The sequence below is a fragment of the Bacillus sp. T33-2 genome (assembly GCF_002860205.1).
Taxonomy (GTDB): domain Bacteria; phylum Bacillota; class Bacilli; order Bacillales; family Cytobacillaceae; genus T33-2.
Window position 1 is genome coordinate 331,644 of sequence record NZ_PGVB01000010.1, and the last position, 23,498, is coordinate 355,141.

The 23,498-nt window shown below is 43.2% G+C and carries 25 protein-coding genes and 1 other annotated feature; of the genes, 7 read left to right on the plus strand and 18 right to left on the minus strand.

Annotated elements, in window-relative coordinates:
- Positions 1–24: 24 nt before the first annotated feature.
- The 4 genes from CVD19_RS08620 to CVD19_RS24645 form a co-directional block, all read right to left on the minus strand.
- Entirely contained in the window at positions 25–552 is a 528-nt protein-coding gene (locus tag CVD19_RS08620; RefSeq protein WP_257985079.1) for a M15 family metallopeptidase, read from the minus strand.
- A gap of 160 nt (positions 553–712) precedes the next feature.
- Positions 713–1,429 (minus strand): GDSL-type esterase/lipase family protein, encoded by a 717-nt coding sequence (locus tag CVD19_RS08625; RefSeq protein ID WP_101581442.1) that lies wholly within the window; start codon positions 1,427–1,429, stop codon positions 713–715.
- Positions 1,430–1,531: 102 nt separating this feature from the next.
- A complete protein-coding gene (locus CVD19_RS08630; protein ID WP_101581443.1) occupies positions 1,532–1,954 on the minus strand; it encodes a hypothetical protein in 423 nt (140 codons plus the stop codon).
- 252 nt (positions 1,955–2,206) lie between these two features.
- The gene (locus CVD19_RS24645; RefSeq protein WP_180953555.1) at positions 2,207–2,365 is read right to left on the minus strand and encodes a hypothetical protein; all 159 of its coding nucleotides are present in this window, start codon (positions 2,363–2,365) and stop codon (positions 2,207–2,209) included.
- A gap of 243 nt (positions 2,366–2,608) precedes the next feature.
- Between CVD19_RS24645 and CVD19_RS08635 the strand changes: the two genes are divergently transcribed.
- The 4 genes from CVD19_RS08635 to CVD19_RS08650 all read left to right on the plus strand — a co-directional run bounded on the left by CVD19_RS08635 (position 2,609) and on the right by CVD19_RS08650 (position 5,564).
- Entirely contained in the window at positions 2,609–2,824 is a 216-nt protein-coding gene (locus CVD19_RS08635) for an aspartyl-phosphate phosphatase Spo0E family protein (protein ID WP_101581444.1), read from the plus strand.
- 48 nt (positions 2,825–2,872) lie between these two features.
- Positions 2,873–3,202 (plus strand): hypothetical protein, encoded by a 330-nt coding sequence (locus CVD19_RS08640; protein ID WP_101581445.1) that lies wholly within the window; start codon positions 2,873–2,875, stop codon positions 3,200–3,202.
- A 186-nt stretch (positions 3,203–3,388) separates the two neighbouring features.
- The gene (locus CVD19_RS08645; protein ID WP_101581446.1) at positions 3,389–4,285 is read left to right on the plus strand and encodes a manganese catalase family protein; all 897 of its coding nucleotides are present in this window, start codon (positions 3,389–3,391) and stop codon (positions 4,283–4,285) included.
- A gap of 388 nt (positions 4,286–4,673) precedes the next feature.
- A complete protein-coding gene (locus tag CVD19_RS08650) occupies positions 4,674–5,564 on the plus strand; it encodes a cation diffusion facilitator family transporter (RefSeq protein ID WP_101581645.1) in 891 nt (296 codons plus the stop codon).
- Positions 5,565–5,617: 53 nt separating this feature from the next.
- Here the strand turns inward: CVD19_RS08650 and copZ are convergent, their stop codons facing one another.
- The 5 genes from copZ to pdxR form a co-directional block, all read right to left on the minus strand.
- Positions 5,618–5,824, minus strand: coding sequence for a copper chaperone CopZ (gene copZ, locus CVD19_RS08655; protein WP_101581447.1), 207 nt, complete (start codon positions 5,822–5,824; stop codon positions 5,618–5,620).
- Positions 5,825–6,038: 214 nt separating this feature from the next.
- Positions 6,039–6,380 (minus strand): metal-sensitive transcriptional regulator, encoded by a 342-nt coding sequence (locus CVD19_RS08660; RefSeq protein WP_101581448.1) that lies wholly within the window; start codon positions 6,378–6,380, stop codon positions 6,039–6,041.
- An 83-nt stretch (positions 6,381–6,463) separates the two neighbouring features.
- Complete coding sequence (locus CVD19_RS24650; protein ID WP_180953556.1) at positions 6,464–6,613, minus strand: hypothetical protein; 150 nt, start codon at positions 6,611–6,613, stop codon at positions 6,464–6,466.
- Positions 6,614–6,631: 18 nt separating this feature from the next.
- Positions 6,632–9,055, minus strand: coding sequence for a heavy metal translocating P-type ATPase (locus CVD19_RS08665; RefSeq protein WP_101581449.1), 2,424 nt, complete (start codon positions 9,053–9,055; stop codon positions 6,632–6,634).
- A gap of 115 nt (positions 9,056–9,170) precedes the next feature.
- The gene (gene pdxR / locus CVD19_RS08670) at positions 9,171–10,577 is read right to left on the minus strand and encodes a MocR-like pyridoxine biosynthesis transcription factor PdxR (protein ID WP_101581450.1); all 1,407 of its coding nucleotides are present in this window, start codon (positions 10,575–10,577) and stop codon (positions 9,171–9,173) included.
- Positions 10,578–10,692: 115 nt separating this feature from the next.
- Here pdxR and CVD19_RS08675 point away from each other — a divergent pair, with 115 nt between their 5' ends.
- Complete coding sequence (locus CVD19_RS08675) at positions 10,693–11,229, plus strand: pyridoxamine 5'-phosphate oxidase family protein (RefSeq protein ID WP_101581646.1); 537 nt, start codon at positions 10,693–10,695, stop codon at positions 11,227–11,229.
- A 52-nt stretch (positions 11,230–11,281) separates the two neighbouring features.
- Here the strand turns inward: CVD19_RS08675 and CVD19_RS08680 are convergent, their stop codons facing one another.
- Positions 11,282–11,482 carry a glycosyl hydrolase family 65 protein gene (locus CVD19_RS08680; protein ID WP_101581451.1) on the minus strand — a complete coding sequence of 67 codons (201 nt, stop codon included), beginning with the start codon at positions 11,480–11,482 and terminating at the stop codon, positions 11,282–11,284.
- Positions 11,483–11,673: 191 nt separating this feature from the next.
- Positions 11,674–11,904 (plus strand) — a binding site (T-box leader).
- Between the two features lie 328 nt (positions 11,905–12,232).
- Here CVD19_RS08680 and thrS point away from each other — a divergent pair.
- Both thrS and CVD19_RS08690 read left to right on the plus strand, forming a co-directional pair.
- Positions 12,233–13,435, plus strand: coding sequence for a threonine--tRNA ligase (thrS, locus tag CVD19_RS08685; protein WP_101581452.1), 1,203 nt, complete (start codon positions 12,233–12,235; stop codon positions 13,433–13,435).
- 191 nt (positions 13,436–13,626) lie between these two features.
- Positions 13,627–14,547 carry a CPBP family intramembrane glutamic endopeptidase gene (locus CVD19_RS08690; protein WP_101581453.1) on the plus strand — a complete coding sequence of 307 codons (921 nt, stop codon included), beginning with the start codon at positions 13,627–13,629 and terminating at the stop codon, positions 14,545–14,547.
- Between the two features lie 81 nt (positions 14,548–14,628).
- On the opposite strand, the gene CVD19_RS08695 is transcribed toward CVD19_RS08690, so the two are convergent.
- From CVD19_RS08695 to CVD19_RS08730, 8 genes are all read right to left on the minus strand, one after another.
- Entirely contained in the window at positions 14,629–15,558 is a 930-nt protein-coding gene (locus CVD19_RS08695; protein ID WP_101581454.1) for an SDR family NAD(P)-dependent oxidoreductase, read from the minus strand.
- Between the two features lie 149 nt (positions 15,559–15,707).
- A complete protein-coding gene (locus CVD19_RS08700; RefSeq protein WP_101581455.1) occupies positions 15,708–16,277 on the minus strand; it encodes a TetR/AcrR family transcriptional regulator in 570 nt (189 codons plus the stop codon).
- Between the two features lie 202 nt (positions 16,278–16,479).
- The gene (locus CVD19_RS08705; protein ID WP_101581456.1) at positions 16,480–17,787 is read right to left on the minus strand and encodes an acetyl-CoA hydrolase/transferase family protein; all 1,308 of its coding nucleotides are present in this window, start codon (positions 17,785–17,787) and stop codon (positions 16,480–16,482) included.
- Between the two features lie 37 nt (positions 17,788–17,824).
- Entirely contained in the window at positions 17,825–19,003 is a 1,179-nt protein-coding gene (locus CVD19_RS08710; RefSeq protein WP_101581457.1) for a thiolase family protein, read from the minus strand.
- Between the two features lie 45 nt (positions 19,004–19,048).
- Entirely contained in the window at positions 19,049–19,834 is a 786-nt protein-coding gene (locus tag CVD19_RS08715) for a short-chain-enoyl-CoA hydratase (RefSeq protein ID WP_101581458.1), read from the minus strand.
- Between the two features lie 11 nt (positions 19,835–19,845).
- Positions 19,846–20,697 (minus strand): 3-hydroxybutyryl-CoA dehydrogenase, encoded by an 852-nt coding sequence (locus CVD19_RS08720; protein ID WP_101581459.1) that lies wholly within the window; start codon positions 20,695–20,697, stop codon positions 19,846–19,848.
- A gap of 275 nt (positions 20,698–20,972) precedes the next feature.
- A complete protein-coding gene (locus tag CVD19_RS08725) occupies positions 20,973–21,755 on the minus strand; it encodes a helix-turn-helix domain-containing protein (protein ID WP_374702873.1) in 783 nt (260 codons plus the stop codon).
- A gap of 36 nt (positions 21,756–21,791) precedes the next feature.
- Positions 21,792–23,327, minus strand: coding sequence for a class I adenylate-forming enzyme family protein (locus CVD19_RS08730; RefSeq protein WP_101581461.1), 1,536 nt, complete (start codon positions 23,325–23,327; stop codon positions 21,792–21,794).
- Positions 23,328–23,498 lie beyond the last annotated feature (171 nt).

Genomic DNA, 23,498 nt, shown 5'->3' on the forward strand with positions numbered 1-23,498 from the left:
TGTTTTTCGAATAGCAAGTTACTTTCACTGGCTGTTATTCGCTGTCAATGGCTGTTCCGGTGGCCTTTTCCCTGCCTGCAATTCGTTGATGGTCAAGCCAAAATCCATTTGCAGATGGGGGTAGTCTTTAAACTGCTTCCAGTCTCCACCCCATTCAAAGCCGAGTTCTTTGGCAATCAGTACGACCTCCCGCCAATCAGACTTCCCATTTTGGTTGCCGTCATATTCCATATCCCATAGTGCCTGGCCTTCTTTAGACATTATCGCAAAATCCACAGCGAGGCCGAAATTATGATAAGACTCCCCTCCCTTTGCATGCGTTACGATGGCTCCTGCACTGGAACGGCCTTTTTCATACAATTCATCCTGTTCAGCCGCGCTTCTAAAATCATCAGTTATAATAACCTGAATCCCTTTTTTTGCTGCTTTCTGGATGAGAATATCCCTATTTTCAGCTACAACTGGATGAAGTTCTACGGGGATGGGAACATCCTTCCTGACGACCGGATCCGATTTTGGAGCGGTCAAATATTGATAACCTAAAAGAATCATAATTAAAATGAATAATCCAACAAGCCTTCTACCTGTTTTTTTTGCTCCCACTGTTATTATCCCTTCAATTCTGTTTGTATTATATTCTAACAATAAATGACGAATTTTGTGGATTAACAGTTTCATATATGAATGGAAAGATCCGGCTTTTTTGCCTATCCTATCTGAATGTATGTTTTTGCAATATCCTGTCCGAAATCAATTCATATCCGCTATCATTAAGATGCAGCGAGTCATTAAAATATTCTTTTTTATTTGTTGCTTTAAATAAGTCATTAGTTGGTATATAAGTAACTCCATCATATTTTTTTGTTGCTTCAATGGTTTTGCGATTCCATTCGTCGATAACTGGCTCGATTGATCCGGAATCTGGATAAGGATTAAACAGGCCTAAAACCAAAATGGGGGCTTTCTCATTGTCAGAGTTTAGTATATTCAGGATTGCTTTAATATTGGCGAGATATACCTCCTGGCCTTTTTTTATTTGTTCAATATTTAATGGATTAAGGTCCCCGCCATTGCTGTTAATTAAATCATTAGTTCCGATAAATAAGATAAAATAATCTGCTTCCTCTAAGGTTCTGCTCATCCGGATATCCGATAATTGTTTTAATATTCCTGATGTTTCAAGCCCGTACACAGCGTGATTTTTAAAGACGAAATCCTTTGCCTTATGTGCAGAATTTAATTTTTTTTCAAGGCTTTCGATATAACCTGACCCTTTTTCATCACCGTAACCATATGTTAACGAGTCGCCAAAAGCCATGATTAATGTTTCATCCCTGGATTTCACAGGCTGTTTGTCATACAAAAACAAAGCAGTAAAAAAACCTGCCGCAATGATAAAAAAGATTGCAAAAATGATAGATTTCTTCATATTAATCCCTTCCTGATATTAAGGTGAATTTTTTTTACCCGTACTTCAGGAAGCTTCAAACTGGGGTTTTGTTGGAAATGCTTGATACGCAGTTAGTTGAATCTACCAGCGCTGTCTTCTGCGGAATGGAGGTTTCATCAACGCAGCCAGATTATTGACTGATTGATTTAAAGCCCGATTTTGTTCTTTTAATCCTTTTATTTCTTCCTTAAGCTCCGCCAGCTGCTGAACAACTCCTTCGATAGACTGAGCGGGGGACACCGATGTTGTCTCTTCTGCTTTGTTCAGTTGATTTGGAGCTGCTGCACTCTTGTTTCTGTTCAAACCTGCGATGTTTTTTACGGTGCTCAAAAGAGTTTCATCGTTCATCAGATTCGTGGCCATTTTCATGATGCCGCCCATATCAATCGAATTTTGACCGTTCATCAGTTTTGAAGCAACGTCCGCCAGAGCTCCAGAATCAGCAGATTTTACATCTTTCAATTCATCAATTAAGCTTTGGTTCTTATTTCTATCGTTTTTCATAATAAGCCCACCTTTTTAAATTTATCAGCAGGATAATTTCCTCACCTACGCTACACTATGAAAACAAAGCAGACTTGTAGTGGATTTTTGCCATGGCTTGGACAAAAATGTTTGAATACCTATTAAACAGATCATTTCATTCAAGACAAAAAACCTAGAGAATCATCTCAGATACTCTAGGTTTGACACTCGAATCCCATGAACTGCATACTGCATACCCATCAATCCATGAACTTAAACATTCAGTCTGTTTTAATCATCGCAACCAAGGGCTGCGCAAATAGCTTTTCTGATTGCCCTGACTAAATCGTGATCAAAGTCAAGCAATAGAGCAATGAGCAGAGCGAGTAGTAATAATACTACGATAAAGAAGATACCAAGTGTATCTGTATTTCCATTTCCTAACGTCATGTTTCTCCCCCCTTTCAACTCTGGAAATAAGGTTCGAACCTTACAAGAACATGTTATGAAAAAATACTGGACATGCTTGAGCTTGTATCATAGAAGCCAAAAAAGGGGCGAAAAAATTATGCCCCTTTTCTAATTTATCTAACGTGTTAATGTTCGAATTTTTATAATAATCGGCTTGGTTTTTTCAATGATCTGTCCAGTAAAATATAATCATGATACCGACTAAAAATGGGAGTATTATGAATGGAAGGCCTACTCTACCACAGTCATAAAGACCTGCAATATCAGATAGAAAGTTTGAAGATCCACATGATGGACATTGCGTTAAAATACGGCCTTAACCACGAAATCACTATTCAAATCAGCCAGGAATTGGACTATTTAAATATTTGCATACCAGTCTTGACCAAAAAAAGTCTTATCACCTGGCTAGTACCTAATAAGTTATTTATTACATGAACTTGCATAGACATTAATATAAGCCAATCGGTAAAGGAGCCAGTAATAGTGAAGAAGAGATTCTATATATTATGTCTATTTATTTCCCTGGTAATCGTAAGCTATCTTGAGTCGCCCTACTCTGTCCTGAATGCAAAGCATTCGATTTTCTATAACAACCCCTATGAGGTAGAGCTTGCAAAGACAGTAGATTCCCAAACGGAAGATGATACTGGATCATCAATTCCATCATTAGAATGGAAACTCGAAAAAGAAGAAGAGAGTGATGATTATATTGTACAAACATATAGAGAATATGAAGTATATAAAGATAGCGACGGGGAGATCATCAAATCCACTCCAACCTCCAACTTTGAATTTCTGCGATACAAGAAATGAACGCTTGAAATCCACCAAATGACTAGGGTATCACCTATAATTTTTTTAAGAATTTCTAAAAATCCGCCTTACTACCCATTGCCCCCCGGTATTCTGAAACCTTTTGTCTATTTTTCTGAATTTTGTGTTTATTGTTTGGGATAACGGTTAATAGACTAAGGAACAAATATGCAGGGAGGAAAGCAGATGTTTAAAAGATTCGACCAGCTTTTAATTGACCTTCCAGCCCCGGATCATCCAGATCCAGATGGGGCGGCGGCTGCACAGGAACTGCTAGGTGGCAAGTTCGGTGAGATGTCTACATTAAACAACTACATGTTCCAGTCGTTTAATTTCCGAGGAAAAAACAAGCTTCGTCCATTTTTCGATCTAGTTGCCAGTATTACTGCCGAAGAACTCGGCCATGTTGAATTAGTTACTCATGCGATTAACATGTCCCTTGAAGGTGTAACGCAGGACGGCGAGCCTGACAGCGGCCCGCTTAAGGCCGGGGGCGCGATGCCAAACAAATTCCACTTTATCCCTGCTGCCCAAAGCGCCATTCCAGGTTCGTCCTCCGGCCAGGGCTGGACTGGGGATAATGTTTTTAACAGCGGGAATCTAATTTTGGATCTGCTGCACAATTTCTTTTTGGAATGCGGGGCACGAACGCATAAAATGAGAGTGTATGAAATGACTGACAGCCCTGTCATCAGGGAAATGGTCGGTTACCTGCTTGTACGAGGCGGAGTGCACGTTGTTGCCTATGCAAAAGCACTGGAAGTAGCAACAGGAGTCGACATAGGAAAAATGCTTCCTATTCCGAGCCTTGACAATAAACGCTTTGACCATGCCAGAAAATATGAAGAACAAGGAATCCATCAACGTTTGTATACATGGAGTGACTCTGATTACCGCTCAATCGACCAAATTTGGAAAGGAAACCATCCTATTGACGGTCAACCTTTGTTTGTTACAGAAGGAATGCCTGAAGGCTTTACCATACCGGAATTCAGTGAATTGCCGCAAGAATTCGCACCTGGCATTGGCCCTGATGAATTTATGGAAATTGCAAACCGCCTGCAGAAGTCGGCAGGACTGTAGAAAGCGTAACAAGGAATGGATTGAATCAATAGTTCACGTTGCCACTTGATTATGAACAATACTATATACACTCATAAAAACCTGCCACCTAGGCAGGTTTTTCATTTCTAATTCATGAGCAGGCCTTTCATTGATTTCAGCTTACAACAGCCTAAAATAACCTCTAGTTGGTTAATATAGGTATGTGAAAAAGTTTTAATGGCACAGATGGATGCCTGCAAGGATATTGGTCCGGAATGATGAAAGTTTCGTTGATACAATAGTTTTTTTGTCTCCTAAAGAATTTGCCATACATAAAAACCATGCATTCAACCAATTATCTTTCTCTGGACTCACAAGGATTTTGTTTGATAATATGGCAAAAGATTCGTTTTTTGAGGTGCCGTACATGACAAAGAGGGAAATGATTGCTAAAAAGGTGGCCTGGATTAGTGTTTGGGCAAATATTATTTTAACGATAGGTAAAGTTGTGATTGGCTGGTATGGAAATAGTGATGCAGTATTTGCGGACGGAATTCATTCTGCTGCAGACGTGTTTGCTTCTATCATTGTACTGCTGGTTATCAAACTTGCGAATAAGCCCGCTGATGAGGACCACCCTTATGGACATGGTAAAGCAGAAGTCGTTGTCTCAGGCGTTGTCGGCATCATCTTGTTTTTTGTTTCCATTTATATTACTTATGAAGGCATTATTGGATTTTTCCATCCAATCGAACCACCCAATATACTTGCTATGTGGATTGCGATCATTTCATACATTTCAAAAGAAATACTGTACAGGTATTCTTTGAAGGTGGCCGACCACCACAAAAGTAAAGCTATCGAGGCGATCGCTTTTGACCATAAAGCAGACATCGTGGCCTCCATTGCTGCTGCCGCCGGCGTAGTCCTCTCTATATTGGGCGAAAAATTCGATATTGCCCCATTGCTGTACGGAGATAAAGTTGCAAGCATATTCGTGGCTTACCTCATATTTAAAATTGCAAAGGAAATGCTTACTGAGGCTTTTCATATCCTGCTTGAGCGCAGCATTCACGCGGAAACGCTTCAAGATTATATCAAAGTCATTTCCCAGTTTGAAGAAATAAAAAGGATCGACAAAATCCGTGCAAGGGAGCATGGCCACTATGTGCTGGTAGATTTGCGCATATCCATCGACCACTATAAAACGATAAAAGAAGGACATGATCTCGCACGGGAAATTAAACAAGCATTAATAAAGGAATATGACAATATTCAAGAGGTGTTAATTCATTTAAACCCGTATTTTCCTGATTAGCTCTGTAAAAATAGACACAAAAAGACGTGCTATTAGCAGCACGTCTTTTTCGGTTATTCTACATCATATCCTTGGTCGTCGATCGTTTCTTTGATTTCAGCCAGAGATACTTGCTCACTGTTGAAATCTACATCTACTGTACCATCCTGTAAATTTACTTTCACATTGCTTACACCGTCGAGTTTTCCTACACTGCCTTCAACCGCTTTTACGCAGTGTCCGCATGACATTCCCTTAACATTCAATGTAACACTTTCCATGAAATATCCCTCGCATGTTCATTTTTTTAAATAGTTTTGCATTCACAGCAATTATGGCTTTGCCTCTGTTAAAACGTCTAAACAATAGCCAGATGCTGCTTGCTTTAATAACAATATACTATACCCTCCTACTGTATGCAAAGGGTTTAACTTTTTTGCCTGCATTTATCCATATTTCACAATTTGTTCGAAAATTCGTTATGCAGCTAAAATGCTATTTTTTCATCAACTTTTGGATAGTCGTCAGTAACTCATCTACCACTTCATGGTCCCCTTCTTGAATCCGTTCCACTATACAGGTTTTCATATGCCCTTCAAGAAGTATCTTTGCCACACTGTTCAAGGCTGCCTGTGTGGCGGAAATTTGGGTTATCACATCGTCACAATAAGTGTCTTTTTCAATGAGCCCTTTAATGCCGCGAATCTGTCCTTCGATCCTATTTAATCTTGTAACAAGGTTTTGTTTTGTTTTTTCGGAATGGTGGCTTTTTCGGCCGGATGTTGCGATTTCATCCCCGCAATGGGTGCTACTTGCTTCGTTATCAATGATATCCATTTCAAAACCTCCTTTCTTTTGATTTTATAATACCTGGTTCCGATTCAACAACTCGATTGGATAATAAAATAATGTCTGCCGATTCAATGCTCTGCCGCTTTCTTCCCCTCATGACTACCATCATGTTCGACTTCCGCTGGGCTGTCTTCTGCTGCAAAAAATTGAGCATAAACCTCATATCCGCCTATCACGACCAACACATACAGTATGGCTGCGACCGCCCATTTTTTCATAATCTCCCGTTCCCTTCCTTATTGTTCGAGTTTCACCCGTTGAAGCCTGAGTGCATTCAAAACAACTGAAACTGAACTGAAAGCCATAGCCGCCCCCGCCAGCCATGGTGCCAGGAACCCTAAAGCTGCAACTGGAATTCCGAGCGTGTTATAACCGAACGCCCAGAAGAGATTTTGCTTAATATTGCGGATCGTCTTCTTGCTCATCACGATTGCATCCGCGATACTGTTTAAATCGCCACGCATTAACGTAATATCTGCTGCTTCCATCGCAACATCCGTTCCAGTTCCAATCGCCATTCCGATGTCTGCCACCGCAAGTGCCGGGGCATCGTTAATTCCGTCTCCTACCATGGCCACACGTTTTCCTTGCTCCTGAAGCTTCTTCACCTGATCTGCTTTTCCTTCAGGCAACACCTCGGCGATCGCATAATCTATGCCAACTTGTGATGCAATTGCATTGGCCGTTCGCTCATTGTCTCCGGTAATCATAATGACTTCAAGCCCCATGCCCTTTAGGCGGCTAATCGCTTCCCTGGAAGTTTCCTTCACTGTATCAGCGACTGCGATGATGCCGGCAAAAGCACCGTCAATTGCGACAAGCATGGCAGTTTTTCCATTGTCCTCAAGAGCTTCCATTTCTATGGCAGCGGTGCCAATGGCAATTCCATATTTCGTCATAAGCTTTCTTGTTCCAACCAGTACTTCATGATTATCAACTCTGGCTTTAATCCCGTAACCGGGAATGGCTTCAAATTCAGCGGGATCCGCTAATTCGATGGCTCTCTCTTTTATCCCCAGGACAATGGCTTCAGCCAGCGGATGTTCAGATTGCCGCTCAGCAGATCCAACTAATTTCAAGAAATCTGCCTCATTCCAATTGCCGTCAACTAGTACATTTGTCAATACCGGTTTTCCGTTTGTGACTGTCCCGGTTTTATCCAAAACAACTGTTGTGATGCGATGCGTCATTTCAAGGTGTTCACCGCCTTTGAAAAGCACTCCATACTCGGCAGCCCTTCCGGATCCAGCCATAATCGATGTCGGTGTGGCCAGGCCAAGAGCGCAAGGACAAGCAATGACAAGAACGGCAATCAGCTTTTCAAGCGCAACCGCAAACTCACCTGGACTTACCCATAGATACCACACGAGGAAAGTAACGACTGCGATTCCGACTACAATCGGGACAAAAATACCCGAAATCTGGTCGGCTAGCCGTTGAATTGGAGCCTTCGAGCCTTGTGCTTCCTCAACTACTTTGATGATCTGGGCTAATGCCGTGTCCCTGCCTACCTTGGTCGCTGTCACCTTCAGGAATCCATTTTTGTTAACGGTCGCACCGATAACAGCATCGCCAACTGTTTTATCAACAGGGACACTCTCTCCGGTAAGCATCGATTCATCCAGCGCAGACCTTCCGTCAACAATTTGGCCATCGACCGGTACCTTTTCACCCGGTTTGACATAGACGAGGTCTCCGACAACTACCTCTTCAAGCGGAATGTCAAGTTCCTGGCCGCCCCTGTACACGGTAGCCGTTTTTGCCTGTAATCCCATCAACTTTTTAATCGCTTCAGAAGAGCGGCCCTTTGCCCTCGCTTCGAACAGCTTACCCAGGATGATGAGCGTGATCAGCACGGCACTGGTCTCAAAATACAGTTCCACCATATGTTGGTTCGATCCAACCGAAATGATTGACAGATACAGGCTGTAAAAATATGCGGCAGAAGTCCCGAGTGCGACCAGAACATCCATATTGGCACTCCTGTTCCTTAGGGCTTTGTATGCCCCGACATAAAACTGTTTTCCTATGACAAATTGGACGGGTGTCGCCAGTGCCAGTTGAACCCAGGGATTCATCAGCATTTCAGGCAAATAAATGAACGAAGTGAACTCAAAGTGGCTTACCATCGCCCAAAGAAGCGGAAGGGAAAGTATCAGTGAAAATACAAACTTGCCCTTTTGCTTTTCGATTTCTTTTTGACGATGGTCCGAACCTTCGGCTATTGCGGCCTGTTTCACTTTGGCCTGGTACCCAATCTTTTCGATCTTTTTGATCATGTCCTGGATACTTACCTGTGAGGGATTATATTCTACCGTTGCCGTTTCCAGGGCGAGGTTGACACTTGCCTTTTTGATCCCTTCCAGTTTGTTCAGCCCTTTTTCAATCCGGGCTGAACATGCGGCACATGTCATGCCAACTATATCAAATTCAGCTTTTTCTGTGACTACCGCGTATCCCAGGTCAGTTATTTTCTTCTCAAATTCCTGTACACCGGTTATTTCCGGGTTAAATTTGACTATCGCTTTTTCAAGGGCCAGGTTGACATTGGCATCTTCAACTCCCTCTACTTTCTTTAAGCCTTTTTCAATTCGGGTGGCACACGCTGCGCATGTCATTCCGGAAACAGGCAATTGGACTTCTTTTGCTAAAGTACTCATTGCGGACCCTCCCATCTATGATTCATATGTAAACTTATCCGCAGCTATATTTTTATACTATACCCTTGTAGGGTATATGTCAACGATGAAAATAACTCATTAGAAGATTTTTCTGTCAGTTATTTTCCAAATTCCATATTTCTTTTAACCGTACGATCCCTTCGGCAATCTGCGAAGTCGACAACCCACCGAAGCCGAGCATGATCAGCGAGCCCGGACACTCTTCTTCATCAAGCCAGTATTTTGCCGGATCATACACCCTTACATGAACAGACATTGCTTTTTCAATCAGGTCCCTTTTACACCTGCCTTTTACATCAAGCAGAATATGCAATCCTGCTTTCTGTCCGATGACTTCGCAATTGTCCCCAAACTGCCTTGATATTTCGGAAAGCAATGTTTTATGTTTGTCCTGGTAGATTTTCCTCATTTTTCGAATATGCCTTTCAAAATCGCCATTCTGTATAAAAAGGCTTAAGGCGTTCTGGATTACCGGTGGCACCGCCTGGTTGTAATTAGCCATTTTCGACTGGTATAGGCGAAGGATTTGTTCAGGCAGGACGAGATAACTCAGCCTTGTCCCAGGCAAAAACGCCTTGGAGAAAGTTCCTAAATAGATGACGCGCCCCTGCTTGTCCAGACTTTTTAGCGACGGCACCGGCTGGCCCTGGTACCGGAACTCACTGTCATAATCATCCTCGATAATATAGCTTTCCGCATCCGCAGCCCATTGCAGGAGCCTGTTCCGCTTTTGCACAGGCATCACCATCCCGAGCGGAAACTGATGGGAAGGTGTAACATACACCATTTCAGCCTGGCTAGCCGCGAGTTTCGCTATATTGATCCCATCTTCCTCCAAAGATACTGGAACGACGTTACAGCCATGATTTTGAAAAACGGCCCTGACCCCGTCATATCCGGGATCCTCAAACCCGACCGTCTTTCCCGGCAAGGACAGCATCTGGCATATATAACTAATGGTGTGCTGCGTCCCCGCGCATAAAACGATTTGTCCAGGAGAGCACTCAACGCCTCTTGCCCGGTACAAATAATCCGCAATCTGCTTTCTTAATCCGGGATCACCCTGCTTTTCACCATATAGAAGCATTTCATGCCCATTCATCCTGACAGCCTCATTCAGCGCCTTCTTCCACTTGGCATACGGAAACCTTGTTTCTTCGATATCCCCATATTGGAAGTCATATAATACTGACACGCTTTCTGGTGCTTTTTGTTCCCCTTCATGATAGGAAATCCCGACATTTCCAGCCATTTCATCTATCACAGCAACCTCAATGCCGCTTCGGGGCTTGCTTTCCATATACCCTTCCGCAATCAGCTGCTGATAGGCCGATTCCACTGTATTCTTGCTTATATTCAGGGCGGTCGATAATTGCCTTATCGACGGAATTTTTTGGCCTGCTGAAAGTTCGCCCGTCTCAATTGCGTTTTTTAAGAAATGATATAACTGTATGTATAAAGATTCTTTTCTCTCTCGATCTAAAATTGGCAGCAGTTCCATCTTCGCACCCCAACTGTCCCCGTATTTATTTTAAAAACTGTCTCTTTTGAAAAGGTCAAATCCCTTCTACAATAAATCATATCATTAAATCAGAATAAAGGGGTTTTTATACATGATGAGACAGCAGAAAATGGAATGTACCCATTCAGCAAAAATCAATCAATTTCTGTCACAGGCCCGGACCGGCCTTCTGGGATTGGCCGATGGCGACTTTCCGTATGTAATCCCGCTAAACTATGTCTGGTGGGACAGCAAAATATATTTTCACGGTGCTTCGGAAGGAAGAAAGACAGAAGTGCTCACAGCAAATCCGAATGCATGCTTTACCGTATGTGAGGAATACGGGACCATTGCCAATCCGGTACCCGCCAAAACCGATACTGCTTACTTCAGTGTATTATTGTTTGGTAAAGCATTGCCTGTCACAGATTTAATTGAAGCAACAGCAGCAATGCAGCAAATGCTGCACAAATATGTGCCAGGCTACTACAGCCAGCCATTGCCAAGCGCACATGTAGAAAAATACCGGTCCTCCCTCGACAGCAAAACCCGTGTATATGCAATCGCACCTGATTCGATTACTGCAAAAGAAAATCCAGTTGACCCGATGATGAGTTTTTATAATGGGAGAACTAGCCGGATAGACAGTTAAAATAAAAAAAGCTTCCTGTCTCCATCCAGAAGGAAACAGAAGCTTTTTTTGTTTAAACGAACGCGTTTAACTCAATTCGGTCTTTCAACATAAATTGTTCACCATTCACTTCAATGCGGGCCGGTGGTCCGGACAGCTTAACAACTGTGATTTTTCCATGCTGAATCGTTGCCTCCAGGCTTGACTTTCTTTTCCCCGCCTTTGACAGCAAGCGGCCACTGAAATACTTTTCAACAAAATTAAGAAAAATCATAGTCCGGAATTGCGGACTTTAGTCCCGACCAAAATCATAATGCACGAATCACTATCGAAACGCAGCCTACAATCAAACCGGTAGACCCGCACCCACTCTCATGTCGGAGAGCTGGTTTTTTCCCATTTTTCAACTAAGTCTTGACTTTAACAAGTAACTGGCTTACAATTTTGGAAAAATAACAACATTTAGTCATAGCGATGAAAAGGACATGAGTCATTCCCACTTTTCTTTCCAGAGATCAGGGCCGCCGGCTGAAAGCCCTGAAGAAATGAGTTTGATTTACCGCCTTGGAGCTGAATGGGTAAAGCTGCATGATGAGCAACCATTTTCGGTAAAAAACCGTTATCTTTCTTAAGCGTAATGCATTCTTTCATGCATTACGGAATTAGGGTGGCACCACGACCGCACTCGTCCCTTTTATAGGGATGGGTGCGTTTTTTTATTTAATTAATTTAATTTAATATGACAGTAATGAAGAGGACACGAGTCATTCTCGATTTTTCTTGCCAGAGACCAGGGCCGCCGGCTGAAAGCCCTGGAGAAAAGAGCTTGATTTACCGCCTCTGAGCTATGATGGGTAAAGCTGCCTTCCAGCAACCATCATCGGTAAAACCGTTATCTTTCTTGAGCGCGATGCGATCTTTCTTGCATTGCGGAACTAGGGTGGAACCACGGCCGCATACGTCCCTGCTTTTGGGATGGATGCGGCCTTTTTATATTCCAATGCAAAAAAATGGAGGAATGAACATGTCAATTCAAAATGAAGCAGGACAGCGAAACCACCGGAAAATAGGGCAGGATCTGGGGTTGTTCATGTCAATGGAACAGGCTCCCGGGATGCCATTCTTCCTGCCAAAAGGAATGGCCATCCGCAATGAGCTCGAGTACTTCTGGAAAAAGAAACACCGATTAGCGGGGTATCAGGAAATTAAAACACCGATCATGATGAAGCAGGAACTTTGGGAACAGTCAGGCCACTGGGATCATTTCCATGACAATATGTACTTCTCCGATGTAGATGACCAGAAGTACGCCTTAAAACCGATGAATTGCCCTGGTGCCATATTAATTTTTAACAGTGAGCGCAGAAGCTATCGGGAACTTCCTTTACGCTTTGCCGAACTCGGGCTGGTACACCGCCATGAATTATCCGGATCCTTGAACGGCTTGCTAAGGGTGCGGTCGTTCACACAGGATGATGCACATCTGTTTGTGCGCGAGGACCAAATAGAAGAGGAAATCGATAAAGTTCTGGATTTGGTTGATGAGTTCTACTCACAATTCGGATTTAATTACAAAATAGAGCTGTCAACTCGGCCCCAGGAATTCATGGGCTCCGAGGAAATTTGGGATATGGCAGAGCAAGCTTTGGAAAGGGTGCTGGACAAAAAAGGTGTACAGTACGAAATTAATCCTGGAGACGGGGCTTTTTACGGGCCGAAAATTGATTTTCACATTTTGGATTACCTCGGCCGCAACTGGCAATGCGGAACAGTCCAATTGGATTTCCTTATGCCGGAAAAATTCAATTGCTCATATTTTGGAGAAGATAATAAACCGCAGCGGCCAATCATGATCCACAGGGCTATTTACGGCTCCATCGAACGTTTTATGGCAATCCTGATTGAACATTATGCCGGAGACTTCCCTCTTTGGCTTGCGCCGGTCCAGGCAAAAATACTGCCTATCGCGGATGTCCATGCAGCATATGCAGAGCAGGTTAAATCAGCATTACAGTCGGCCGGATACCGGGTTGATGCAGATTACAGGGCAGAGAAAATCGGATTAAAAATAAGGGAGGCTGAACTAGAAAAGGTCCCTTACATGATTATTATCGGTAATAAAGAAGTCGAGAACGGCTCTTTGGCAATAAGAAAGCGGAAAGCTGGAAATGCGGGGTCAATGGATATCCAAGAATTACTCAGTGCACTGGGAAAAGATGTAGGGTAGCATTCTGATGAAATACCCGGGGCAATTACTTGCCCCGGTCACTAATGTATGAACAAAATTTCTCCAACTTGCGATAATTGCCTGCTGTCGTAAATAAATATTAAGAAGGACAGGTTTGTGAATGCAGTGCTATTTTAATTATGTGAAAATGTTAATATCTAAGTTGTCATTATTATTTTTGGGGTGGTTTTTTGGGAGGAAATTTTATTAAAATTGCTGCCGGACGTAACAATTGGAAAAGGTTTTTATCTTCCTTTGTGCTGTTATTAGGATTCATGTTCCTCGGGTCAATTGCTTATTTCACAGCAAGCGGATGGTACGTAACCAATGATGGAGATCCGGCGTCGTATTATGATGCAAAAAAAGCAGAGAATGTACATATTGATCCACTGGCAGACTTTGTACTCTCACACATCATATACGTGTTTTGGTTTTTTGGGCTGGCGTTGCTGATGAGGCTCATTCATAAAAGAAGCATTAAGACGCTTATTACAGCTGATAAAAATTTAAATTGGAAGAAGGTGGCCTGGGGATTTGCTGTATTTTTTTCATTAATTGCCGGGACCACTATTATTGACTTCATTTTGAATCCGTCCGACTATTCTCTAAACAATATTGAAGTTACGGATTTTTTCAAGCTCTTTTTATTTGTGTTAATTTTAACCCCTCTCCAAACTACGTCGGAGGAATTGCTGTTCCGGGGGTATCTGATGCAATGGTTTGGTAGGAAGATAAACAATGCCTTGCTTCTTTCATTAATTGTCGGCTTCATATTTGCCTCTTTACACTTTTCAAATCCTGAAATGGGCTACTCACGGTTTTTCGTCGGAAGTGACTATTTGATCTCAGGCGTTCTGTGGTGCTATATTTCAGCAAAGACAAATAGCTCAGAGCTCACGATTGGTGCCCATGCGGCAAATAATATGTTCATCGGATGGTTTTTGACGATGGATGATTCTGTCTATGGGAACATCCCTTCATTGTTCGTCGTCACGAATATTGATCCGAAAATATCATTATTGTGGACAATCATTTCCATGGGTATTTTCACATATTTTTCTTTGAAGAAGTTTGGAGGACTGAACAAACCTCCAGGGCGTCTTGTTTCGTAAGCCGTAACAGAAACTGCCGGGCTGAACCGGCAGTTTCTTTTTTGGTTATCATAACCTTTTACTTTCCAAAAGTTAACACGGTTAATTTTTCATATGAGCCAGAGTCTGTTTTAATCCCTCTCTATATGGTGTACGGGGCAGCGGGCCAATCTGCTTTTCATATTTTTCCCCGTTTAGGACGACTGGTTCTTCATTCAAATAGTACATCTCAACAACTTCCCGCATTCCCGAATTAAAAAGGCCGAGAAGTCTGATCATATTCTTGGTAACAGTTGACACCCCCTTTTCATATCCAGTTAATTGCCGGATAGTCTTGATCAACTCCTTACCTGTAATAACATCATACCCTGGTATATTCCAGTTTTGGCCGTATGCCTGATCATTTAGCGCTAAGTTTACGATCGCTTTTGCACCATCTGGCGTAAAAATAAACTCCCGGGCAATGCTTTTGTCGCCAACAAACATTGATTTCTTATTTTTGACAACGTTTTGAAGTGTGTACTGCAGAATAGTGTTTTCGGCATTTGGCCCGTAAAAGTCAGGAAAGTGAGCGATTACCGCTGGTACGCCCGATTGTTTGACCGTTTTTTCAAGTTGCAGGCGTATTTTGCCTTTTCTCGTATGAGGCACCTTGGGGGTAGTTTCGTTAACTTTTTTTCCGGCACTGCGTCCATAAGCGTAAATATTGTCGATAATGGCAAGCTTAGCCGATTGATCTTGTGCTGTCTTGATAATATTCCCCATCAACGTGGGCAGATTTTGATCCCACTCCTGGTATGGTATATTTGCCGACTGAAAAATAATATCTACACCCCTGGCAGCCGCCTGCAAATCCTCCATCTTAAATACATCGCCTGCATAAATCGTAACATTTGGGTCTTTTGCGAACAATTTTTCCAGTTTATTGCGTGTACGGGCAAATGCCGTAACTGCAATCCCCCTGCTAGAGAGTTCTTTCACGATTGAATAACCCATTCCGCCGGAAGCCCCTAATACTAATGTTTTCACCATAAAAAATTCCTCCCTTTTTAACTTCATGAATAACCTGATTGGTTGCCCTTTGACCCGCTTTCGATCCCCAATAACACACATTGATTAATGATTTGATTTTACAAACAACCATCATTAATTAACCAGTGTTCAATAAGTATCAAAAAAAATTATTTGAGTGATTTTAATAGCAAATTGACGTGGGAAACAGCCAGGCTTTTTACGTCTTCATAACTGTTTACATACCGGCAATAGTGTGTCACAAATCCATGCAGCGATAAAAACAAGCTCCATATTTGCTGGATGGATAATTTGTTTTCACTTAAAAGATCTACACTTTGGGCAAATTTTTCATAGGTTTTATCAGGGCCCTGATTGATAAAATTCCTGACTTCTTCGTCTTTAATTAAAAACATGATCTCATAGTGGCTTTGGTGTGTAAGCCCAAATTCGATAAAGCCAAGCAGCACCTGCCTGAGTTTTTCGTTCGGATCCAAATCTTTGTCCATTACTAGATCTAATTCATCAGACAGCATTTGAAAATGATCTTCGACAAGGGCATAGAATAGCTCTGCTTTATTTTTGAAGTGGTAGTAAATGGCCCCGTGGCTATAATTCAATACCTTTGCAATTTGCCTCATGGAAACATGCTCGTAACCTTTGCTGACGAACAAGTCTCTAGCTGCATCCATTATCATTTCCCGTGTCAGTTCTTGTTGTACTGATTTTCTTGGTGACATTTCGCCCTCCTTATTGACCACTGTTCAATTATATATTAAAACTTCACTTTCGAGTTGTCAACAAAGAATGGAAAATACTTCAGCACACTGAAATTGTTGGCGGTTTTCTTATGGTATTGCTACATAAACAAAAGCCGCCCGGTAAATGTCAACACGGCGGCGCTTTTGCTTTTATATTTTATACGTCAGTGCACCGTTCCTGTCACACTAAATAAAAATTCTTCTGTGGCAGGAACCCTTTTTTCACCGCGTCAAAAGTGAGCTGCTCCCGGAAATTCGGGTGTGCGATTTTAATCAGTGCTTCTGTACGTTCCTGGACTGTCTTGCCTTGTAATTCCGCTTTGCCAAATTCAGTTACAATGATGTCGACATCATTTTTGGATGTTGTGACAACAGCACCTTGAGGCAAAGTTGGCACGATCTTTGAAATCGTATCATTTTTTGCAGTGGAGTAGAGACAAATGATGCCCCTGCCATTCTCTGTCAGGCGGACACCCTTTGTGAAATCCCCCTGTCCTCCTGATGAAGAATAATATTTTCCGTTAATAGTTTCCGAGTTGCACTGGCCAAGAAAATCAACCTCTACCGTTGTATTTACCGAAACTAGATTGTCCAGCTGGGCGATGTTGCGGACATCATTGCAGACATCGCACGGGAGCATAAGAATGTCAGTATTATTATCGATAAAATCATACAACCTCCGGGAACCGAGGGCAAAGGTTGCGGTTGTTTTACCTTTATAGATTTTCTTGTTCTGGTTCGTAATGGCTCCGCTTTCATATAAGTCTACGATTTTATCAGGAAGCATTTCTGTATATACACCGAGGTCGCGATGGCCTTTCAAATATTCCATGACTGCATTCGGCATAGAGCCGAAACCGATTTGGATCGTATCGCCATTTTTTATGAGATCAGCAATTGTTTGCCCAATTTTCATGTCTTTCTCGGTCAACACTGGATCCGGCAAGGTTGGGATTACGAAATCGTTTTCAATAAAAGCCGTTACCTGGCTTATGTGGATCAAGTTCTGGTCACCGAATGTACGCGGCATATTTTTATTGACTTCAAGAATGATTGACTTGGCTTCTGACAGCAATGGTCCAACATAGGACAGGCTTGTACCAAGTGTAAAATAACCGTTCTCATCCATTGGAGAAACCGCAGCCATAATCACACGGTTGGAGGTGGCCCGTTGTAGCAAGGATGGAATATCTGAAAAATGGTTTGGAAGTAAATCAATTGTGCCTTCACTGAAACCCTTGCGGTCATGTCCGCTCAGAAATATGGAAACTTGCTGGATCCGCTCCTTTTCTATTTCAAGAACCGGGTAGGCTGGAAGCATCCGGTATAGCCGGTTCCCGGACAATGTGTCGTTGGAAGGCAGCGCTCCCAGCAAGGCCAGAGGTTCACCGGGGTTGACAGGAAAAATGATGTCATCCCCGGGCTCAATAAATCTTACCGCTTGTTCAGCACTTAAACGCTTTGCTTGATATTCTGATTGATAGCTCATGTTTTTTCCTCCTGAAAATTTTTATGAAAGTAACCAATTAGAACACTTCAACTACTGCGGCTATGCCTTGGCCCCCGCCAATGCACAGCGAGGCAACCCCATATTTTTGGCTGCGCCTTTTCAGTTCGAAGACCAATGAGTTAAGAACCCTTATGCCGCTTGCTCCCACTGGATGCCCGAGTGCTATGGCACCACCATTGACATTTGTCTTTGACCGGTCCAGGCCAAGTTCTTTTTCAACAGCCAGATACTGTGCTGCAAATGCTTCATTCACTTCAAATAAATCGATATCCTGGATGCTCATATTTGCCCGCTTTAAAGCCATTTGAATGGCAGGGACAGGTCCAATTCCCATAATTTCCGGTGCAACGCCAGCCACGCCCCAGGACACGATTCGGCCTATCGGATTCAGGTCTTTTTCTTTTACAAATGACTCAGATGCAAGGACAGCAGCTCCTGCCCCGTCATTGATGCCACTGGCATTGCCAGCTGTAACAGTGCCGTCTGCCTTAAAGGATGGCCGCAGCTTTGCCAGGCTTGCAATTGTCGAGTTTTCGCGGATATGTTCATCCTGGTCGACAGTAATCATTCCTTTTTTCGTCTCGATTTCAACAGGAATGATTTCTTCCGCCAGTCGTCCTTCCCTTCTGGCTGCCGCTGCACGCTGCTGGCTTTCCAACGCAAACTCGTCCTGTTCTTCACGGGAAATCCCGTATTTCTGTGACAGATTTTCTGCAGTCATTCCCATGCCAATACCGATGTATTCATCCGTAAGGGCGGCCCACAGCATATCATCCACCTGCGGGGATTTTAATCCTGTGCCAAACCGGCTGCCCCGCAATGCAAATGGGGCCATGCTCATGCTTTCTGTACCGACCGCCAACCCTGCCTCTCCTTCGCCAAGGCGGATCGATTGTCCAACGGATACGACTGCCTGAAGGCCGGAACCGCATAACCGGTTGACTGCCAGCGCGGGACTATTGATCGGCATCCCTGATTGCAGCGCGATATGCCTTGCTGCATAAGGTGCGTTTTTAGCCGAATGAATAACATTCCCGACAACGGACAGATCGATATCTGTTCCTGTTACTCCACTTCTTTTTAGTGCTTCCTTACTTGCTGTGACGCCCAACTGCGTTGGATCTGCGTCTTTTAATGAACCTCCGAATGTGCCAAATGGGGTTCTGGCCCCGCCAAGTATAAATACCTCACTCATAGATGTTTCTCCCCTTTGTATAACTTTAAATGAATCATGCTGTTGTCATTTCCCTTTAAAAACTGGAGGGCGTTTTTCCAGGAATGCTGACATTCCTTCTTTTTGGTCTTCTGTTGAAAAAAGAGAGCCAAATAAGTCTGATTCCAGTGAAATCGCACTTTCAATATCCATGTCCAAACCTTCATTTATGGCCTTCTTGGTGTATTGGACTCCGATTGGAGACTTGGCGGCGATCTTTTTGGCCATTGTCATTGCTTCTTCTAGCACTTCAGACGGATCAACTACAAGGTTGACAAGTCCTATCTCATAGGCCCGTTCAGCCGTGACCATATCTCCTGTGTACAGCAGTCCTTTTGCGATGCCGCTGCCGACAAGGCGGGGAAGACGCTGGGAACCTCCAAATCCGGCCATGATCCCGAGGCCGACTTCTGGCTGGCCAAATTTAGCCCTGTTGCTGGCAATACGAATGTCACAAGCCAATGCCAATTCACAGCCGCCGCCTAGGGCAAAACCATTAACAGCAGCAATGACCGGCTGCTGTAATTTTTCAAGCCTTGAAAAAATACTGTTGCCGTAAAAAGAAAAATCCCGGCCTTCTGGCTTATTCTTCTGATGCATTTCAGAAATGTCTGCCCCTGCAACAAATGCTTTTTCCCCTGCACCAGTCAGGACAACAGCGCGGATAGTTGCATCTTTTTCTATTTCATCAATTGCTTCTGAAAGCTCATGCAGCACCTCTGAATTCAGCGCATTTAAAAATTTCGGCCGGTTGATGGTAATAACTGCTACCTGATCTTCCACTATGTAAATAAGATTATTAAATTCTCGCATAGCAGTCTCCTTTAGTTGTACTGGTAGAAGCCGCGCCCTGTTTTCACCCCGAGCCACCCTGCTTCTACATATTTTCTCAGAAGTGGGCATGGACGGTATTTTGGATCACCATATCCTTCATGGAGCACTTCCATGACGGCCAGGCAAACATCCAGCCCAATATAGTCTGCCAATGTGATTGGTCCCATCGGATGGTTCGCGCCAAGCTTCATCACTTCATCAATGCCTTCTGGCGTCGATATACCTTCATAAACAGCATAGATTGCTTCGTTAATCATCGGGATAAGAATGCGGTTTACTGCAAATCCCGGAAAGTCCTTGATCGCTACAGGCACTTTCCCCACGTCTTTAGCAAGGTTCTCAATGAGCGCAAATGTCTCGTCAGAAGTCGCCAAGCCGCGGATCACTTCCACCAGCTTCATCACCGGAACAGGATTAAAGAAGTGCATCCCGATCACTTTTTCAGGTCTATTGGTCGCAGCCGCAATTTCTGTAATCGGCAGCGAAGAAGTATTGGTTGCCAGGATTGCATCCTTTGGTGCAATCTCATCCAATTTGCGGAAAATCCCTAGCTTGATTTCCTTGTTTTCAGTAGCTGCCTCAATCACCAGTTGGACATCTTTTGCATGCTCCAGGTCCGTTGAAGCCTTAATCCTGGAAAGAAGCGCTATTTTTTCTTCTTCCGTCCTGCGCCCTTTTTCAATATCACGTTGCAGCTGCTTTGTGATTTTATCGAGTCCTCTTTGGACAAATTCTTCTTTAATATCATTCATGATCACCTGGTAGCCTGACTGGGCCAGTACCTGTACGATGCCGCTGCCCATTTGGCCAGCACCGACTACCATTATTCTTTGAATGTCCACTGACAATCCTCCCCCACATCCTATTGTAAATAAGCACTTTCACATCCAGCATCATGACAGAAAACGGAAAGATTAACAGGAAGCTTTCGCAATCAATTGGATGCGCTTACAACCCAATTATAGAATCAACGAGAGATGTTCTGTTTTAAAATCATCTCGTCTTCGTTTTAACTTTTTTGCTTTGTTCGTATAATTTTCTAAAATGAGGGGGATTCTTGCCCGGTCATTGATCAGGAAACAAAGGCCAAGTTAACAAAAAAACGACCGGATTCTCGTCACCCGGTCGTAGAAAATGAACACATTTGCCTGTATTCACTTGGAGTCTGTCCTTCTTTCCGTTTAAAACTCGTCGAGAAATATGCTGAGCTTGCAAAACCGGTCATGCTTGCAATTACTTCAATTGGCATGGATGTCATCCTTAATAAGTGCTTTGATTTATCAAGTCGGTAATCCGTCAAATACTCAATAAAAGTGAGGCCTGCTTCTTCTTTAAACAGCCGGCTGAAATGTGACGGACTAAGGTAAACCATATCAGCCACCTCCTTAAGGTGAAGTGGCTTATGATAATTTAGCTGGATGTACTTAATCGCCGTTTGAATCGGATTTCCTAAATCCTTTTCCAACACTTCTCCAATATGTTGATCCTTATTGTTCAAATGAGTTATGGAGGCCTGCAGTAATTCAGCAGTGTGGAGACGGGCAAAAATTTGCAGCAGTTCACCTTTTGAAAGCGGCTTTAACAAATATGCCGAGAAACCGGCATTGATGCATACCTGAACCGTTTGAAACATTTGCAGATGTGTAACGGCTATTACATGGATTTCAGGGTCAATATCCAATGCTTTTTTGCCGAGGGCAATGCCATCCATATCTGGCAGTGACAGATCAAGCAGCAGGAAAGATGGTTGCTTGTCCTTCAGCCTTTCCATGCCCTTCTCCGCTGTTTCTTCCTCCCATATGGGCAAATCTGAAAATGGACTGCCCTGGATAATTGAACGGACAGCTTGCCTAGTTTCTATGTCGTCGTCGACAATTAAAAGTCCAGCCAAGAATACCACCTTCCTCTATCTTCGAACATTGCTTGAAGTATTGCTTCACAGTGCAATTTCGGTAAAGTTCCCATCCCTTAGTTCCCGCCGCAGAATTTTCCCGGCTGAATTTTTGGGAATGTCCGTCACGAATACATATTTTCTTGGCCGCTTGTAATTTGGCAGCCGTTTATGAAGCTTGCAAAAATGATCCAATGCCTGTGGGGTTAACCCAATATTGTTTGTAACAACAAATGCTGTAACAACCTGTCCCCAGCGATCGTCCTCCTCGCCAACAACAGCAGCCTCCAGTACACTGTCATGTTCGGCCAAGACTTGCTCTATTTCCTGTGGGTAGATGTTTTCACCGCTGGATATGATCATGTCATCGATACGCCCGACGACATGCAGGTCACCGTCTGCATCTTTAAAACCAATATCGCCCGTCAAATACCAACCATCCCTGATCGTTTTTTTTGTTGCATCCGGGCGGTTCCAATATCCTCTGAAAGCTTCCGGCGAATTCATTTCAACGATGATTTCTCCAATTTCTCCACCCGCCGTTATTTCATGGAGAGGTGATTTTCTTTCACGGTCAGGCTTAACCAGCTTGATTCTTTCATGCATCCCCGGTTTGCCGGCACTGCCAGGTTTCTTTCTCACATCAGACGTTGTGAATGTATAAATTTCCGTACTCCCGTATTGGTTCACAAAATAATCAGGCTTGATGAGCTCCTCACATTTATGGATCAGCTCCTTTGGCATGAGGGCGCCGGAATAGACGATAGAGCGCACCGAGGTAAACTCGCAACCATATGCATGTGGGTGCGAAACTAGATCATGATACAAAGTGGGCGTTAGGAAAAGGCAGCTAATTTCTTCTGTTCCGATTGCATCCAGTGCTTCATACGGGTCAAAATCCGGGAGTGCCACATATACACCATTAAGAAATGTGACCGCCAACAGTGACCGCAAGCCAATCGTATGTGACAAAGCAGGAATGCCAAGGGTTCTGTCGAATTGTCGGTAATGGCACTGGATGATGTGCGCCACTGTGGAAGCGTACTCATTGTTATGGGAGCGTGGTACGCCTTTGGGCTTTCCTGAAGTTCCAGACGTATATAAAATAACTGAAAGATCATCACCAGAAACAGGACATGGCTCAACCTGTACTGTTCCCTCTTTGAGCAGTTCTGCATAACTGATGTCGCCAAGCATATTTTCCAACCCGATGAACAATGGGCGTTCATGAAATTTTTGATTCTTTATAAGATGTTTGCTCGCATCTTCAAATACAATAAACCTTGCTTCAAGGTCATTCACACAATAAAGGATGTCATTCATGGATAAACGAAGATTAATAGGTGAAAAAACCGCGCCCAATTTTTGCACAGCCCAGAACACAACAGCTGTTTCCAGCCGATTTTTAAGGAGGACCATTACACGTTCACCCTGTTTTAAACCGAGTTTATTGAATGACGAAGCAATCCGGTTCACTTCCTCAGAGAGCTGGGCATATGTATATCGCCTCTCACCCTGAATCAAAGCGATTTTCTCGGGAAAACGATCGGCAGCGACTGAAAACATTTGAAATAAATTCAAAGCTAGTGAACTCCCTTCTATTCTTGTACGACAAAGTATCAGAAAACCCTTATAATTTCATATACTGCTTTTTTTCTCAATAATAAAACCATACAAAATAGTTTAAGTAATAAAACAGTTTAAGTAAAGGTGAAACATTTTTCTATGCGAAGACACAAATGCACATGGACT

Excerpts from the sequence above, each read along its gene's own strand:
- CVD19_RS08715 (WP_101581458.1), bottom strand. The coding sequence starts at position 19,834 with ATGCGAGAATTTAATAATCTTATTTACATAGTGGAAGATCAGGTAGCA.
- CVD19_RS08620 (WP_257985079.1), bottom strand. The coding sequence starts at position 552 with ATGATTCTTTTAGGTTATCAATATTTGACCGCTCCAAAATCGGATCCG.
- CVD19_RS24645 (WP_180953555.1), bottom strand. The coding sequence starts at position 2,365 with ATGACGTTAGGAAATGGAAATACAGATACACTTGGTATCTTCTTTATC.
- CVD19_RS24650 (WP_180953556.1), bottom strand. The coding sequence starts at position 6,613 with ATGAAAAAATGGGCGGTCGCAGCCATACTGTATGTGTTGGTCGTGATA.
- CVD19_RS08695 (WP_101581454.1), bottom strand. The coding sequence starts at position 15,558 with ATGGTGAAAACATTAGTATTAGGGGCTTCCGGCGGAATGGGTTATTCA.
- CVD19_RS08660 (WP_101581448.1), bottom strand. The coding sequence starts at position 6,380 with ATGGATATCATTGATAACGAAGCAAGTAGCACCCATTGCGGGGATGAA.
- CVD19_RS08705 (WP_101581456.1), bottom strand. The coding sequence starts at position 17,787 with ATGAGCTATCAATCAGAATATCAAGCAAAGCGTTTAAGTGCTGAACAA.
- CVD19_RS08710 (WP_101581457.1), bottom strand. The coding sequence starts at position 19,003 with ATGAGTGAGGTATTTATACTTGGCGGGGCCAGAACCCCATTTGGCACA.
- copZ (WP_101581447.1), bottom strand. The coding sequence starts at position 5,824 with ATGGAAAGTGTTACATTGAATGTTAAGGGAATGTCATGCGGACACTGC.
- pdxR (WP_101581450.1), bottom strand. The coding sequence starts at position 10,577 with ATGGAACTGCTGCCAATTTTAGATCGAGAGAGAAAAGAATCTTTATAC.
- CVD19_RS08635 (WP_101581444.1), top strand. The coding sequence starts at position 2,609 with ATGGAAGGCCTACTCTACCACAGTCATAAAGACCTGCAATATCAGATA.
- thrS (WP_101581452.1), top strand. The coding sequence starts at position 12,233 with ATGTCAATTCAAAATGAAGCAGGACAGCGAAACCACCGGAAAATAGGG.
- CVD19_RS08630 (WP_101581443.1), bottom strand. The coding sequence starts at position 1,954 with ATGAAAAACGATAGAAATAAGAACCAAAGCTTAATTGATGAATTGAAA.
- CVD19_RS08665 (WP_101581449.1), bottom strand. The coding sequence starts at position 9,055 with ATGAGTACTTTAGCAAAAGAAGTCCAATTGCCTGTTTCCGGAATGACA.
- CVD19_RS08680 (WP_101581451.1), bottom strand. The coding sequence starts at position 11,482 with ATGATTTTTCTTAATTTTGTTGAAAAGTATTTCAGTGGCCGCTTGCTG.
- CVD19_RS08625 (WP_101581442.1), bottom strand. The coding sequence starts at position 1,429 with ATGAAGAAATCTATCATTTTTGCAATCTTTTTTATCATTGCGGCAGGT.
- CVD19_RS08650 (WP_101581645.1), top strand. The coding sequence starts at position 4,674 with ATGACAAAGAGGGAAATGATTGCTAAAAAGGTGGCCTGGATTAGTGTT.
- CVD19_RS08645 (WP_101581446.1), top strand. The coding sequence starts at position 3,389 with ATGTTTAAAAGATTCGACCAGCTTTTAATTGACCTTCCAGCCCCGGAT.
- CVD19_RS08675 (WP_101581646.1), top strand. The coding sequence starts at position 10,693 with ATGAGACAGCAGAAAATGGAATGTACCCATTCAGCAAAAATCAATCAA.
- CVD19_RS08700 (WP_101581455.1), bottom strand. The coding sequence starts at position 16,277 with ATGTCACCAAGAAAATCAGTACAACAAGAACTGACACGGGAAATGATA.